The following is a 14,936-nucleotide window of genomic DNA, read 5'->3' as shown; positions in this document are numbered from 1 at the left end:
TCTAAAACAGCCCCGCCACCTTTTTGCGGTCCACTTTTCCAGGCCCCGCCAGCGGCAGCGCATCCACCTTGAGGATCTGTTTGGGGAGCTGCCAGCGCGGGTATTCGTCAAGCGCCTCAATGATGTCCGCCGGCGTGGCCGTTCCCTCATAGGCCAGGCACACCGCCTGCCCGAACCGCGCGTCCGGCACGCCCACCACGCACACCCCGCGCACCCCGGGCACCGCCTGTACGGTGCGCTCTACCACCTCGGGGTGCAGCTTGAGGCCACCCGTCACGATCACCGTATCCAGGCGGCCGGTGACCTCCAGGGTGCCGTCGGAAATTGCCCCCGTATCGCTGGTGGCAAACCAGCCGGGTTCGGAGAAAGCCTCGTGGTCGGGGAGGTTGCGATACCCCTTGGCCACCATCGGGCCGCCCAGGAAAATGCGCTCGCCCGCGACCCGCACCTTCACGCCGGGCAGCGGCACGCCGTCGTACACGCAGCCGCCCGCCGTCTCCGAGGAGCCATAGGTAGTAACCACGCGTATGCCCAGCTCAGCGGCCGCTAGCCGGTCCGCCGCGCGCAGGGGAGCGCCGCCGACGAGCACAGCGTCAAAGACCCTCAGCGCCTCGATGCCCTCCAGCGTGTCCATCGCCTTCAGGAGCTGCAGCGGGGCGAGGGAGGTGTAGAGGCGGCCCGTGTGTGGCTCGGCGGCCAGCTCCTGCGCGGCGAGGCTAAATGCGGGGATGTGGAAGCCGGCGGAGACATCCATGGCGGCGGGGGTGAAGCCACTGATCAGCGAGCGCACCAAAACCTGCAGGCCAGCGATGTGATCCGCGGGCATCGCAAGCAACCACTGGCCCTCGCCGCCCAAACGCTGGTGGGTTGCATCCGCCGAGGCCACCAAGTTGCGTGCCGTGAGCATCGCGCCCTTTGGCGTGCCCGTGGAGCCGGAGGTGGGGACCACGAGTGCCACGTCCTCATCAATCGGCGAGCCGGCGCGTTGGGTGCGGCGCAGCAGATCCGCGCGGGCGGGGTCATGCGCCGGGACGGGCAGCAGGCTCCGCTTCCCGGCGATGGCCTCTTCGAGCGCATCGAGCACCGCTGCCAGGTTGCTCGAGCTCACGCGCAAGGGTTCCAAAATCACAGGGTGATGCTACCAGCGTTTCGCGCCCCAACCAGGACACCTTTGGCCAAACGCGCACCGAAATCCCCAAAGGTGTCCCCCGGAGGGAACCGGGAGGCCGCGCGGGCAGTCCAAGTAGGTATGGAAATTCGTGTGTACACCACCTGGCAACTGCGCCGGATGGGCCGCGGCAAGTCGGCGGTGGCTCGGGCGCTGCGCCAGGGCAAAATCTTCCGAGTCTTCCGCGGCGTCTACTCGCTGACAGCCGTAACGCCGCTGGTCATGGCCCATGCGCTCGCCCTTCACCGCCCCGGCCTCATCTTCGAGGGCACCACCGCCCTCCAAATACACCGAGGCCACAGGCTCACCTTTCCCCTGCGGGCGCGGGTGGCGTCGGGAAGCGTGCGCCGCAACGGTTCCTTCGAGCTGCGCCGCAGCCGGCTTCGGCACCATGAAATTGTGGCTGGGCTGCCGGTGGTCAGCATTGCCGACGCCGCCCAGGCCGCACTCAGGCAAGGCGAGCGGCGGGATTACAGGCTGCGGAAATTCGTGGAGAACGCATACAAGGGCGAGGCCGGGGCGCGGGCGGTGCGCGATGACCTGCGGCGGATGGGGTGCGCGGTGAAGCGCGACCTGCGGGAGGCGATGGGCCGCGATTGGGTGATCGGCGCGGACAGCGGGCTCGAGCGAGATTTTATCCGTGACCTGCGCAATGTGGGGCTGGACGTGCAGCCGCAGTTCCGCGTGGGCAGCTACCGCTGGGACGTGGGCTGCAGGAAGGCGCGGCTGGTGGTGGATGTGGATAGCGCCTTGTACCACCTCGAAAAAGACCGCGCCTTCTACGCCGACCGTTGGAAGACCAACGCGGCCCTGGCCGCCGGCTGGACTGCACTGCGAGTCACCGACTCCTGCGTGGCCAGCCACCGTAAGGAGATTTTGGCCTTCTTCGGCGCACTTGCCGACTACCGCAAAGCCCACCCCCGCAAGCGCCTCAACGCCGACATCCTCCCACCCGTCTGGACCTGGCACGTCGAAATCCTGGCCCGCGAAGGCCTCTGACCTGCTCTTTCTTGGGGCGCCGCTGTTTGAGTTTGTTGCGGGCGCCCCCTCTGGCGTGCCCGCTGGGGGCTGAGGTGCGCTTTTGTTCGGTACCCGAGGGCGTTTTGTCGCTTGCCTGCCATGTTTGGGGCCGGGTCCTCTCTGGTTTGCGCCCTCGCTGGTGCGTGCCCGCGCCCTTAGCGGGACACCTTTTGGTTTTTCTGCACGGTTTTGGCGGAAGGTGTCCTGCTTGGGGCGTTTTGCTTTGGCTAGGGGTGCGTTTGGGGTTTCCGATCCTGGCCTCGGTCTCTACCATCTGGCCTCGTGGTCCACACCGGCATGCACCTCCGCCCGCGCCCTTAGCGGGACACTTTTTGGTTTTTCTGCACCCCTTCTGCCAAAGGTGTCCTGCCAAGGGCGTACAACCCACCGACTAGGCTGTATCACCATGGCGGATTTGCAGCGGATTGATGGTCTGGCCTCGGAGCTGGTCGCCCTCCAACGGCAGGCCAGCAGCTTTATTGAGGAGCTCGAGCAGGTGACGCCGGCGGCGGCCTCGTTCGAGCAAACGTTTGCGGTGCCCATGAGGGATGCGATGTTTGTCGTGGTCCCGCGCAGCCAGGTAAAGCTGCCCCTCGCGCTACAGATCACCCAAGCGTTCGGCTTCGCCCCCGCAGATGTGCTCGTCCAAGCAAAAGCCCAGCTCATGGCACTGGAATCAAGCCTCGGCTACCTCAAATTCCTCCGCGATCAAACCATCGCCGCCACCCCCGCCCCGCGCGGCTTCCTCCGCTCACTCTTCAGCGGCCCGCCTCCGTGGCCGGAACTCGACTCCTACGCCCGCGAAACCCAAGCCCTCGCACAGTCCGCGGAGACCTCGGGTCTCAAATCAATGCTGCAGCTCTGGTCCCAGGTCACAAGCCATTCCGACGCCACCACCTCCCACTCAAACCAGCCCCTGCACCCGGACCTCCAGGCAGCCTTCACCTTCGCCGCCAGCCCCACCACCACAACCGCCACAACCACCACAACCGCCACCCCCACAACCTGGTCGCACCTGCCCGCAAGCTCCCCGCTCGGTAGTCTCGGCGCGTTCGAGGACCCCGCCGCCGCGCTGGTGCGGCAACTGTTCGGTGAACTTCGGGACCTGCGGGCGTGGGAACTCGTCGATAAGCTGCCGCTTGAGGCGCTGCGCGAGGCCACAACCGGAACGCTTCGGATGGGCGCGGAGGTGGAGTCGGCGGGGTTTCGGACGGTCGGGGATGTGCTGCGGGCGTCGGAGTATTCGCTGACGCAGGTGCCTGGGATCGGCCAGCAGACGGCGCAGCGGATGCGGGCGGCGGCGCAGACGCTGTTCAATGAGGAGCACAACGCGCGCGATTTCCGCATTTCGCCGCGCGGCCTGCCGCCGGAGCGCACCATCGTGGCCCTGCTGCGTGATTACGAGGCCCGCGCCGCCGAGCGTGCGTCGAGTGGGCAGGATTGGGCTGCGCTTGCCGACGCCCTCAGCCGTGCCACGTGGCCGAGCGATCCTGGGGGCTTCCTGTTGGGCAGCGCGGACTTGGCGCAGGAGCGCCGCTTTCATGCGGCGGTTCAGGAAGCGCGCGCGCAATTGGGGAGGGCGCTGCCGCCGGTAGGGGATGTGCAGGCGGCGTGGGAGGATTATCTTTCGCGCCCGGCGGCGTACCAGGGTTTGGTGTCCTCGCTGTTGCGCCTGGACGCGCCCGAGGCCGGGTTGGAGTTTCTGGACCAGCAGGCACTCCAGGCCATCAGGGAGCTGGATCTGAATATGTCCCTCATGAAGGACGTGTTCTTGCGCGGCTACCAGTTGTTCGGGGCAAAGTTCTCTGTGGTGCAGCGAAGGGTCTTGCTGGGCGATGAAATGGGCCTGGGCAAGACGCTGCAGGCTATCGCGGCGGCTGCCCACGTGAGTGCGGGGTTGCAGGCGCGCGCGGAGGTGGCGCGGGTGTTGGTGGTGGTGCCGGCGTCGTTGTTGCTGAATTGGAAGCGTGAGCTCGCGAAGTTCTCCCTCATGAGCACGTTTGTGGCGCACGGGTCGGTGCGGGAAGCTGCGGTGCATGCGTGGCGGCGCGAGGGCGGTGTGCTGGTGACCACCTTTGACACCTTGAAAACGCTGGACGTGGGCCAGCCGCAGATGGTGATTGTGGATGAGGCGCACATGGTGAAAAACCCCGCTGCGCAGCGTACTGTGGCCGTGCGCGGGGTGCTCGCCGGCGCGGAATACGCCCTGATGATGACCGGCACCCCGCTGGAAAACCGTAGGGAGGAGTTCGCCACGTTGGTGAGCTTCCTGGATGAGCAGGTGGGCAAGGAGGCGGTCCGCCAGGTGGCCCCGAGTGAGTTCCGCAAGGCGATTTCGCCGGTGTACCTGCGCCGCAATCAGGTGGACGTTTTGGACGAGCTCCCGCAGAAAGTGGAAAACGAGGAGTGGGTGGAGCTCAACGCCGCAGATCAGCAGCGCTATTTTGAGGCCATTCGGCAGGGCGCGTGGATGGCGGCGCGGAGGGCTGCGATCGTGGCTGACGGCAGCCAAAACTCCGCGCCCACTTCGGCCAAACTGGAGCGCATACGGGAGCTGGTGGATGAAGCTCATGAGGATGGCAAGAATGTGCTGATCTTCAGCTATTTCCGCGATGTGCTGGATCTGCTGGCCAGGGAGTTTCAGGCGGTGTCGGTGGGTACGATCGATGGCTCGGTGCCGCCCGCGCGCCGCCAGGAGTACGTGGATGCGCTGGGCAAAGCGGGCCATGTGCTGCTCGCGCAGATCACCGCGGGCGGCGTGGGCCTGAACATCCAGCAGGCGAGCGTGGTGATTTTCACGGAGGTGCAGGTGAAGCCCAGCCTGGAGGATCAGGCGGTGGCGCGCGCGCATCGCATGGGGCAGATGGAGGTGGTGCAGGTGCATCGGATCATTGGCGACGACACCGTGGATGAGCGCCTCCTCGAAGTCACAGCCGAAAAGCGCGCGGTGTTCGACGAATTCGCGCGCCTTGCAAACTCGGCTCAAGTCTCCGATGCCAAAGATGTGAGCGAAATCAAAATCGCTCAGGAAATTATCAAGGCAGAGCGCGAGCGCCTGCGCATTTCCGACGCCACCGTGGTCACTATCGAAGAAGGTTAGAATGTCTGCCAGCTCGGCTTGTGCTCCAGCGCGTAGCGGTAGTACTCCAAGTTCTTGAGTTTGGCGGCGGCGGCTTCATCGACGATCACGGAGACGTGGTTGTGCATCTGCAGTGCCGACGCCGGGCAGTAGGCAGACACGGGTCCTTCCACCATCGCGGCGATGGCCTCTGCCTTGCCTTCGCCGAAGGCGAACATCACCAGGTGGCGGGCCTCCACGATGGTGCCAATTCCCTGGGTAAGCACATGGTGGGGGACCTGGGATTCGTCGCCGCCGAAGAAGCGTGAGTTGTCGCGCACGGTCGCCGGGTGGAGGGTCTTGATCCTGGTCCGGCTGCTCAGTGAGGAGCCGGGCTCGTTGAATGCGATGTGCCCGTCCGTGCCGATCCCTAGCACCTGCACATCAACGCCGCCGGCTGCGGCGATGGCGGCGTCGTAATCCGCGGCTGCCTGCTTGGGGTCTGTGGCGGTGCCGTCGGGGCTGTGGACGCGGGCGTCATCGATGTCGATGTGGCTGGTGAACTCGCGCCTGATCGTTTGGTAGTAGGTCTGCTCGTGTTCTTTGGGCAGGCCAACGTATTCGTCGAGGAGGAAAGCGGTGCAGTTGGCAAAGCTTAAGCCCTCCTCGCGGTGGCGTCGGATGAGCTCCTGGTAGGTGCCGATCGGGGTGGAGCCAGTGGCCAGTCCCAGGGTCTTGCCGGCCCTGACGTACCGTTCCAGGATGTCAGCGCCGATCCGTGCGGCCTCGTCTTGGCTGGTAATGATGATTTCCATGGTGCTTCCTTCCTAAACTTGTAGCTCGCCGCCGTAGTACACCCGCGTGTCTGTCCATGAGGTGGAAATGATGTCAGCCCGCATGCCCACCTGCAGGTCACCGCGGTCTGTGAGTCCCAGCAGGCGGTGGCCGGTGGTGGCGGCGGTGATGACGGCTTGGGGGTCCAGGCCCGCGGTGATGTGGCGGCGCACTTGGTCGAACACATGAGAGGTGCCGCCGGCGATTGCGCCCAGGGTGCCGTCGTTGGTGCTGAGGCGCGCTACGCCGTCCTGCACGGTCACTGCCAGGCGGCCAAGGATGTAGTGGCCATCGGCTTGGCCAGCCGCGCCCATGGCGTCCGAGACAAAGCTTGTGCGGCCTGCACCGATGGTGCTGAGCACGAATTCCACGGTGTGGTCATCCAGGTGGACGCCGTCGGCCACCAGCTCCACCACGGCCAGGTCCTCGCCGGCTGCGCGCAGGAGTGCTGCCGCCGCGCCGGGGTTGCGGTGGTGGATAGGCGGCATCGCGTTGAACAGGTGGGTGGCGGTGACCTGCACGCCGAGCTCAGCGGCGGTGCGCACGGCAGTGATGGTGGTGGGGAAATCGGCATCCGTGTGCCCAAAGCTGGCGATGATCCCATGTTCCGCGCACAGCTCAAGCAGCTCGCCAAGGTGTGCCGTTTCCGGCGCCAGGGTGACGCTGCGCAGGGTGCCCTGGGCCGCGTCGATCATGCGAGAGAACAGGGCGGGGTCGCCGGGGATGATCGCGGCTGGGTCTTGGGCGCCGCAGCGCAGCGTGTTCACGAAGGGCCCTTCCGCGTGGATCCCCACCATCGCCCCCTCATGAACAAGTTGGGCGAGCAGTTCCAGTTGCGGCAGGAGGAGTTCTTCGGGGAGGGAGACTGTCGACGCCAACAGGGTGGAAGTCCCGTGCGCTCGGTGGTGGAGTGCGGCGCTGCGGCAAGCGGGGAGGGGGTCGCTCGGGAAGGAGGCCCCGGCACCGCCGTGATTGTGCAGGTCAGCAACGCCTGGCAGGAGGTAGCGCGGCTGTTCGGGTGTATCTGACGCCGATACCTCTTCGATGCTGGTGATTATCCCGTGCTCCCATTCCACGCGCCGGTTGGGAAACACACCGCGTGGGGTGATGAGGGTGCCCGTCTCATGCATGATCCACCCCTACTTGCTGGCTGCTTGGCTCACGCTGTTGGCAAATTGGGCGGTCACAAACGCGACGTCCGTGATGGCGGTGCCCACGATGATCGCGTCCGCCCCGGCCTCGATGCCGAGCGCAGCTTGCTGCGGGGTGTGGAAGCGGCCTTCGCCGATGAGGAATACGTCCTTGCCCAGAAGTTGCCGAATCTCCCGAATGAGCTCTAGGTCGGGGCCCTCGGTTTTGGCGCGGTGTTCGGTGTAGCCGGCCAGGGTGGTGGAGATGACGTCGGCGCCGGCCTGATGTGCGGCAACGGCCTCTTCGGCGGTGGCGATATCCGCCATGGCCAGCGCGTTGTGCTCGTGGACCGCGCGGACTTGCGCGGCAAAATCGGAGCCGTCTTGGCGCGGGCGGGCGGTGGCGTCAATCGCCACAACTGCGGCACCGGCCTGGGCAACGGCTACCGCGGAAGCAACGGAGGGGGTGATGTACACGCCGGTGTCGCCCTCTTTGGTGAGTCCAATCACGGGTACCTGCACCGCCTCTACCACGGCTTTGATGTCCTCCAGGCCGCCGTAGCCGCCGCAGCGGATCGCGGTGGAGCCCCCGGCCTCAGCGGCGCGGGCCAAAAAGGCGATGGTGCGGGTATCGCGCAGGACGTGGCCGGTGGGTGCCTGCGCAGACACGATGAGCGTGCCGCGCACCTGTTGAATAAACGTTTGCAGATCCATGATGTTTCCTTTGAGTTCTTAAGGGAGAAGTAGGCTGGCTGCGCCGATGATGGGGGCTTGGGGGCCAAGCGTGGCGACGCGCACAGGCACCTGGTCCATGGGTGGGATCGCGCCTGCGCGGACCCCGCGGGCAAAGGGTTCAGTGACAAACTCGCCGATGCCAGTCACGCCGCCGCCGAGCACGATGGCGTCTACGTCGATGGCGGAGGCGAAGCCGCCGATGGCCTCGCCGGCGCAGAAGAACAGTTCCGCCACAAACTCCCCCTCATGAGCACCACCGGGTGCGGCGATGCGGTCCATGATTTCGTGGAGGTCGTGCGCTTGCGGCCACCTGCCCGTGGCGTTGTATTGGCGCGCTACACCGGTGCCGGAGGCGAAGTCTTCGATCAGCGCGGCTTGACCATTCGGCAACCTGCCGTAGAGTCTGCGCAGTTCACCGGCGGTGTGGTGCGGTGAGCTCATGAGGGAGTGGTTGCGGACGATCGCGCCGCCCACCCCGGTGCCCAAACTGCAGAACAGAATGTTGGCGAATTCCCGCCCGGCGCCGAATCGTGCCTCGCCGAGCCCGAGCACGCGGACGTCGTTGTGCACTGCCACCGGCAGCCCGAATGCGCGCTCGACTTCCTGTTTGATCTGGGTGCCCGCCCAGCCCGCCATGGTGGGGCCAGAAGAGACAACCTGCCCTGTGCTGGGGTCGATCACCCCCGGGGCACCGATGCCGATGCCCGCCTTGGGGGCGTCGGAAAGCTCGAGCGCCTGCGCGATCGCCTCCAGCACCCCGGTGATCGCGTTGCTGCGAGGGGTAGGGATGCGCAGCTCGGCGGTGACGTGGGGCTGACCTGCGGCGTCGAGGGAGACGGTGCCTGCGGCGATTTTTGTGCCGCCGACGTCCACACCAATGATTGTGCTCATGATTGCTCCCCGGAAGCCTCGGTGGGTGAGTGGGCGATCTTGGCGGCGATCGCCCTGCGCAGCGGCTCGTAGTGGGTGTGTACGAGTTGCTTGTACTCTTCGGCGTCGCCGCGCTGGAGAGCTTGGACCATGTGCTCGTGGGCCTCCACAGTGGTGCGCATGTCCTCTGGGGGGCTCACCCCGAGCAAAGGATTGGTGACGTTATGGATTTCCCACATGGCCAGGGAGAGCTCCCGAATCAGCGGGTTGGGGAGGTCCTTTAGCAGGGCTTTGTGAAAGTTGTGGTCTTCTTCGGTGAATGGCTGACCGGTCTCATACTTTTGCCGCATCTGCTCCACCAGCGCCTCCAGGTGGGAGACATCCTGGTTGTGGAACTGGGCCGCGAGCGCGTCTGCCACAGCCATGTCAAGGATCACGCGGGTGTCCACCACATGCGAGAGGTTGACCAGCGCGAGCTCCTCGTTCAGCGTGAGCCGCAAAATCAGGCCGTTGACCAGGGGTGCCAGGGACATCTTGCCCACGAAGGTACCCGTGCCGTGGCGGACCTCCAGCACGTCTAGGGAGACGAGGGTGCGGATCGCCTCGCGCACCGAGGAGCGAGAGACCCCCAACTGTTCGCAGATTGCAGACTCGGAGGGGAGGGGGTCGCCGGTGGTGAGGCCTTGGGTGCGGATGTACTGCTCGATGGCCTTCGTGGTGCTCGCGGCGCTGCTGGGTGCTTTTGCTGTGGGTGCTTTTGCTGTGGGCGGCGTGGGCTGGAGCAGGGGATCATCTGGTCTGCTCATGGTGGCTTCTTTCGTTCGGGGCAGTGAGTGATGTTGAGGTTATCGGCTTTGGGGTAGTGCGGCAGTGCGGCAGTGCCGCAGTGTGGCTGCGGTCTTTGCGGGTCGCTAGGGCCCGTTGAGCGATATTTTCGTCCCCCACACTTTTGGGGGACACTCGCTTTTGGTGCCCTGACCTGCGCGAATCTGCTGATGTGAAAAATCCTATCACAAAACCCTAGTAGTTGTCTGACGTCTGATGTATCGTGCAAAGTGACCATAAAGTGACCATGTAACAGAGCTGTAGCAGAGCTGACGTGAGCGATTTGGTTGCACCTCCAGTGCCCGCACAGGACGGAAACTGCACGGAAACTGCGAGTGCGAAAACTGCATACAGGAACTTTGGACCTTGTGGTGATCGGTGCGTGCGAGCAAGCGGGCATCGGAGCGCAAAAGTTTTGGGTCGCAAGGTGTCAAAAGGTTCCGCATCAAATTTGAGTTACCTTTTTTGATTTTTTCATCTGGGAAAGGACTACCCTCATGAGTTCCACAAACGAGCGGATGTTCACGCGCCGCGACTTCTTCAAGTTCTCCGGTGCCTTCGGTGCCGCTGCAGGTTTGGCCGTGGCGGTTTCCGCTTGTGCGCCAGCAGATACGAACTCCAGCGCTGGCCAGGCCTCCACCGGTGCGGATGCGTCGGCACTGAACGAGGACGGCACCATCACCGCCGCCATCTCCTACGAGCTCGGCACCAACGGCTACGACCCAATGGTCACCAGCGCCGCGCTCACCGTCGCCGCCAACTGGCACACCCTTGAGGGCCTCACTGAGATCGACGCCGCCACCGGCGAAACCTACGCAGCCCTCGCATCCTCCATGCCAACCGCCAACGGCACCACCGCCGAAGTGCAGCTCCGCGAAGGTGCCAAGTTCCACGACGGCACCGACGTCACCGCAGAAGACGTTGTCTTCTCCTTCCAGCGCGTCCTCGATCCGGCAAACAACTCTCTCTACGCCAGCTTCATCCCATTCATTACCGACGTCACCGCCAAGGACGATCGAACCGTAGAGTTCACCCTGGCCCACGAGGTGGGTGTGTTCGCGGATCGTCTCGCCGTAGTGAAGATCGTGCCAAAGGCTGCTGTTGAAGCAGACCCAGATGCCTTCTCCGCCAACCCAGTGGGCACCGGCCCATACCGCATGACGGAAAATGGTGCGAACAAGACCATCCGCTTTGAGCGCTTTGATGACTACACCGGCCCTCGCCCTGCTCGCGCAGCCAAGATGGAGTGGCAGATCATCCCAGATCCTTCCACCCGCACCAACGCACTGCAGTCCAAGACCGTGCAGGCCATCGACTCCGTGCCGTACCTCTCCATTGACCAACTCAAGGCAACCGACACCGTCGAGTCGGTCCAGGGCTTCGGTCTTCTGTTCGCCATGTTTAACAATGAGGCCGGCAACCCATTTGCTGACGTGCGCAACCGCCAGGCATTCCTCTACGCGATTGACATGGGCAAGGTCATCCAGACCGGCCTTTCCGACCAGGCAACGCCTGCAACTTCCTTCCTCCATGAGGAGCACCCGAACTACAAGCGGGCCGCAAACGTGTACTCCTTCGACCAGGCCCGCGCACGCGAGCTGTTTGCTGAGACCGGCCTGACCAAGATGCGCCTTCTGTGCACCGACCACGACTGGGTTCGCAAGTGCACCCCGCTCATCCAGGAGTCCCTGGTGGCTGCCGGCATTGAGGTGGAGTTTACGGAGAAGAAGTCCGCGGACGTCTACAACACCATCGACGGTGTGCCAGGTGCATACGACGTTGTGATCGCCCCAGGTGACCCAAGCGTGTTTGGCACCGACCCAGACCTGCTCATGCGCTGGTGGTACGCAGCAGACACCTGGACGGACACCCGTATGCACTGGAAGGGCACTGCAGAGTACGAGCAACTCCAGACCATCCTCGCAGAGGGTCTTGAGGCAACTGACTCCGCAACCCAAGAGCAGAAGTGGGGCGAGGCCTTTGACCTCATCTCCGAGGCCGTGCCTCTCTACCCGCTGTTCCACCGCAAGACCCCAACCGCTTGGGACGGCACCACCTTGGTGGACTTCAAGCCAATCTCCGTGACCGGCTTGACCTTCGTCGGTGTTGGTTCCACCAAGTAACAACACCGTTGCACGTAACGCTGCTGTAGAACCCAGCTAAGGAGACCGCCGCCAACACTCATTGCCCATAAGAGCGCAAGTGTTGGCGGCGTTGCAATTCGCGCCTGTCCATGAGGGCTGGGTGTATGGATCACATGCTTTGAACTCGTAAAGGACCTCCCCATGTCAAACCTCATCCGGCTGATTGGGCGCCGCCTCGTGGCGTTGCCGATCATGATCCTCGGTGTGACATTCCTTGTGTTCTTCATTATGTCCTTCAGTCCGGCGGACCCCGCCCGCTTGGCCTTGGGTGAGTCCGCTTCACTCAAGGCCCTTGAGGATTACCGTGAAGCACATGGTTTGAATGACCCATTGCTGGTGCAGTACGGCCGCTTCCTGGTCAATATGTTCCAGGGAGATTTGGGAACCACCTCGGGTAATACCCCGGTGACGGACATTATCGCCCGCGCGTTCCCAATCACCTTGCAGCTCACCTTCCTTGGGTTGATCATCGCCACCGTGTTCTCCCTGGTGTTCGGCGTGATTGCGGCGCTGTACCGGGACCGCTGGCCAGACCAGGTGATCCGCGTGTTCTCCATCGCGGCGCTGGCAACCCCGAGTTTCTGGTTGGCCATCCTGCTGATTCAGTGGCTGGGCACTATTCCGGGCGGTTGGGGAGTGTTCCCTGCGTTGGTGACCGCGTGGACGAAGTTCACGGAAAACCCGGCGGTGTACTTGAACAACATGTTCTTGCCGGCTCTAGCGTTGGCGGTGCCCGTGGCGGGTTCGCTGACCCGTGTGGTGCGCACCGCCATGGTGGAGGAGCTGGACAAAGACTATGTGCGCACCGCCATCGGTTCCGGCATTCCTTACCGCGAGGTGGTGTCTCGTAACGTGCTGCGCAACGCGCTGATCACCCCAATTACGGTGCTCGGTTTGCGCGTCGGTTACCTCATGGGTGGTGCGGTGATCATTGAGATCATCTTCAACATCCAGGCTATGGGTCAGCTCATCCTGGACGGTGTGACGCGAAACGACGTCTACCTGGTTCAAGGCGTGACGCTCACCGTGGCCATTGCCTTCATCATTATCAACATCGTTGTTGACATGCTGTACGTGCTTGTCAACCCACGCATCAGGAGCATCTAATGCGCCGAAACCTGACTGAAAAACTCGAATCCAAAGCAGGCAACCGCTTTGCGGGAATCAAGAGTTTGCCGCTGATTTCCAAGATCGCATTGGTGTTCCTGCTGCTGATTGCTTGCCTGGCTGTGTTCGCTCCGCTGGTGACCTCCCACAGCCCACTGGCCTCCGGCGTTCCGGTGCAGCCACCGAGCGCGGAGCACTGGTTTGGCACCGATGCCATCGGGCGTGACATCTTTGCTCGCGTGGCCTACGGCGCCCGTGCCTCACTCATCATTGGTTTGTGCGCAACACTTTCCGCGCTCGCCGTTGCTGCGGTGCTCGGCTCGATCGCCGCAACCTCCAACAAAGCGGTGTCTGAGGTGCTCATGCGCATCCTGGACATCATCATGAGCTTCCCCGGCATTGCCCTGGCAGCGGTGTTTGTTGCGGTCTTTGGCACGTCGTTACCCGTGATCGTCTTTGCCATCGGCTTCCTGTACGTTCCGCAGCTCTCCCGCGTGGTGCGCGCGAATATTATCAGCGAGTTCGGTGAAGATTATGTGTCTGCCGCCAAGGTGATGGGCGCGCGTGTCCCGCACATCCTCATCAAGCATGTTGCACGCAATACAATCGCCCCGATCGCCGTATTCGCCACGGTGCTGGTTGCAGACGCCATCGTTTTTGAGGCCTCCCTGTCCTTCATCAACGCCGGCGTGAAGCCACCGGAGCCATCCTGGGGCAACATCCTTGCCGACGGCAAGCAGGTGCTACTCTCCGGCGCGTGGTGGCCAACCTTCTTCCCAGGCCTGATGATCCTGCTCACGGTGCTCAGCCTGAACATTCTCTCCGAAGGCCTTACCGATGCCCTCGCCTCGCCGCGCATCAAGCGCACGGCAAAGGTTGCGGACGACGACCCCACGATCGATTCCCGCAATACCCTGGGGTCGCTCAGCGAGGAGGAGGCGCAGGAATCGCTCAACACCTCGCTGCATGCGCTGCAGGTAGCTGAGCAAAATGAGGATCGCCGCCTTAACTACCCGAAGCCGGAAGAGCCCCTCATCGAGGTGCGCAACCTCTGCATTGCCTTCCCAGAGGCTCACGGTGACGTCAACATTGTGGACAACGTGAACTTCACCGTCTCCCCAGGTCAGACCATGGGCCTGGTGGGCGAGTCCGGCTGTGGTAAATCCCTTGTGTCCCTGGCCATCATGGGCCTGCTACCCAAGACTGCCCGCATCACCGGCGAGATCCTCTACGACGGCAAAAACCTCCTGGACCTCAAGCCGGAGGAGCGCAATGCCCTGCGCGGTCATGAGATGGCCATGATCTACCAGGACGCACTGAGCTCACTCAATCCGTCCATGCTGATCAGCGCCCAGATGCACCAGCTCATCAGGCGTGGCGGGAAGCGCAGCGCGGAGGAATTGCTGGAGCTGGTGGGCCTGGACCCCGTGCGCACCCTGAAGTCCTACCCTCATGAGCTCTCCGGCGGCCAACGCCAGCGCGTTCTTATCGCAATGGCGCTGACCCGCAACCCACGCCTGCTCATTGCCGACGAACCCACCACCGCCCTGGACGTCACCGTGCAGCGCCAGGTTGTGGACCTGCTCAACGAGCTGCGTGAAAGCCTCGGCTTCTCCATGATCTTTGTGAGCCACGACCTCGCTCTGGTGGCAAAGTTGGCCCACAAGATCACCGTGATGTACGCCGGCCAGGTGGTGGAGCAAGCCAACACCAGGGAGCTGCTGGAGCACCCAACCCACGAGTACACCAGAGGCTTGCTCGGCGCCGTGCTCAGTATCGAATCCGGCGCCAAGCGCCTCTACCAGGTGCCCGGGACGGTTCCCAGCCCGAGGGAGTTCGTGGCGGGAGACCGCTTTGCTCCACGATCCTCCAACCCAACGCTGGGGATAACTCAAAAACCACTGCTACGCCAAGTGGGCGCAACCGGCACACACCACGTTGCAATCACTGACGAGCTGCTGGAGCTGCGCCGTGAAGAACTCATCGGCGCGGGCACCCCAGAATCCTTGCTTCAACCCGCCGCACTGCTCAAGGACGGTGACTAG

Annotated in this window: 11 protein-coding genes; 5 read left to right on the top strand and 6 right to left on the bottom strand. The window is 63.8% G+C overall.

Annotated elements, in window-relative coordinates; genetic code table 11:
- Position 1: 1 nt before the first annotated feature.
- Complete coding sequence (gene menE, locus NQ018_RS02595) at positions 2-1,129, bottom strand: o-succinylbenzoate--CoA ligase (protein WP_257058154.1); 1,128 nt, start codon at positions 1,127-1,129, stop codon at positions 2-4.
- Positions 1,130-1,249: 120 nt separating this feature from the next.
- Here menE and NQ018_RS02590 point away from each other — a divergent pair, with 120 nt between their 5' ends.
- Both NQ018_RS02590 and NQ018_RS11485 read left to right on the top strand, forming a co-directional pair.
- Positions 1,250-2,167, top strand: coding sequence for a DUF559 domain-containing protein (locus tag NQ018_RS02590; RefSeq protein WP_257058151.1), 918 nt, complete (start codon positions 1,250-1,252; stop codon positions 2,165-2,167).
- A 427-nt stretch (positions 2,168-2,594) separates the two neighbouring features.
- A complete protein-coding gene (locus tag NQ018_RS11485; RefSeq protein WP_306428875.1) occupies positions 2,595-5,288 on the top strand; it encodes a DEAD/DEAH box helicase in 2,694 nt (897 codons plus the stop codon).
- On the opposite strand, the gene nagB is transcribed toward NQ018_RS11485, so the two are convergent.
- The 5 genes from nagB to NQ018_RS02555 are packed head-to-tail and all read right to left on the bottom strand — an operon-like array spanning position 5,285 to position 9,621.
- Positions 5,285-6,061 carry a glucosamine-6-phosphate deaminase gene (gene nagB, locus NQ018_RS02575; RefSeq protein WP_257037445.1) on the bottom strand — a complete coding sequence of 259 codons (777 nt, stop codon included), beginning with the start codon at positions 6,059-6,061 and terminating at the stop codon, positions 5,285-5,287. The genes NQ018_RS11485 and nagB overlap by 4 nt on opposite strands.
- Positions 6,062-6,073: 12 nt before the next feature.
- Positions 6,074-7,210: an amidohydrolase family protein gene (locus NQ018_RS02570; protein ID WP_257058148.1), complete on the bottom strand. Its 1,137-nt coding sequence runs from the start codon at positions 7,208-7,210 to the stop codon at positions 6,074-6,076.
- A 9-nt stretch (positions 7,211-7,219) separates the two neighbouring features.
- Positions 7,220-7,924 carry an N-acetylmannosamine-6-phosphate 2-epimerase gene (locus tag NQ018_RS02565; RefSeq protein WP_257037446.1) on the bottom strand — a complete coding sequence of 235 codons (705 nt, stop codon included), beginning with the start codon at positions 7,922-7,924 and terminating at the stop codon, positions 7,220-7,222.
- 18 nt (positions 7,925-7,942) lie between these two features.
- Positions 7,943-8,836, bottom strand: coding sequence for an ROK family protein (locus NQ018_RS02560; protein ID WP_257037448.1), 894 nt, complete (start codon positions 8,834-8,836; stop codon positions 7,943-7,945).
- Positions 8,833-9,621 carry a FadR/GntR family transcriptional regulator gene (locus tag NQ018_RS02555; protein ID WP_257058143.1) on the bottom strand — a complete coding sequence of 263 codons (789 nt, stop codon included), beginning with the start codon at positions 9,619-9,621 and terminating at the stop codon, positions 8,833-8,835. Before NQ018_RS02555 ends, NQ018_RS02560 begins: the two co-directional genes overlap by 4 nt.
- Before the next feature lie 516 nt (positions 9,622-10,137).
- Between NQ018_RS02555 and NQ018_RS02550 the strand changes: the two genes are divergently transcribed.
- The 3 genes from NQ018_RS02550 (at position 10,138) to NQ018_RS02540 (ending at position 14,936) form a co-directional block, all read left to right on the top strand.
- A complete protein-coding gene (locus NQ018_RS02550; RefSeq protein ID WP_257058141.1) occupies positions 10,138-11,763 on the top strand; it encodes an ABC transporter substrate-binding protein in 1,626 nt (541 codons plus the stop codon).
- Between the two features lie 162 nt (positions 11,764-11,925).
- Complete coding sequence (locus NQ018_RS02545; RefSeq protein ID WP_257037451.1) at positions 11,926-12,891, top strand: ABC transporter permease; 966 nt, start codon at positions 11,926-11,928, stop codon at positions 12,889-12,891.
- A complete protein-coding gene (locus tag NQ018_RS02540) occupies positions 12,891-14,936 on the top strand; it encodes a dipeptide/oligopeptide/nickel ABC transporter permease/ATP-binding protein (protein ID WP_257058138.1) in 2,046 nt (681 codons plus the stop codon). Before NQ018_RS02545 ends, NQ018_RS02540 begins: the two co-directional genes overlap by 1 nt.

Origin of the sequence: Corynebacterium kozikiae (genome assembly GCF_024580965.1) — a bacterium.
Taxonomy (GTDB): Bacteria; Actinomycetota; Actinomycetes; order Mycobacteriales; family Mycobacteriaceae; genus Corynebacterium; species Corynebacterium kozikiae.
This window is presented reverse-complemented; position numbering and strand designations above follow the sequence as displayed.

Coding starts and splice junctions, on each gene's coding strand:
- NQ018_RS02590 (WP_257058151.1), top strand. CDS start 1,250: ATGGAAATTCGTGTGTACACCACCTGGCAACTGCGCCGGATGGGCCGC.
- NQ018_RS11485 (WP_306428875.1), top strand. CDS start 2,595: ATGGCGGATTTGCAGCGGATTGATGGTCTGGCCTCGGAGCTGGTCGCC.
- nagB (WP_257037445.1), bottom strand. CDS start 6,061: ATGGAAATCATCATTACCAGCCAAGACGAGGCCGCACGGATCGGCGCT.
- NQ018_RS02570 (WP_257058148.1), bottom strand. CDS start 7,210: ATGCATGAGACGGGCACCCTCATCACCCCACGCGGTGTGTTTCCCAAC.
- NQ018_RS02565 (WP_257037446.1), bottom strand. CDS start 7,924: ATGGATCTGCAAACGTTTATTCAACAGGTGCGCGGCACGCTCATCGTG.
- NQ018_RS02560 (WP_257037448.1), bottom strand. CDS start 8,836: ATGAGCACAATCATTGGTGTGGACGTCGGCGGCACAAAAATCGCCGCA.
- NQ018_RS02555 (WP_257058143.1), bottom strand. CDS start 9,621: ATGAGCAGACCAGATGATCCCCTGCTCCAGCCCACGCCGCCCACAGCA.
- NQ018_RS02550 (WP_257058141.1), top strand. CDS start 10,138: ATGAGTTCCACAAACGAGCGGATGTTCACGCGCCGCGACTTCTTCAAG.
- NQ018_RS02545 (WP_257037451.1), top strand. CDS start 11,926: ATGTCAAACCTCATCCGGCTGATTGGGCGCCGCCTCGTGGCGTTGCCG.
- NQ018_RS02540 (WP_257058138.1), top strand. CDS start 12,891: ATGCGCCGAAACCTGACTGAAAAACTCGAATCCAAAGCAGGCAACCGC.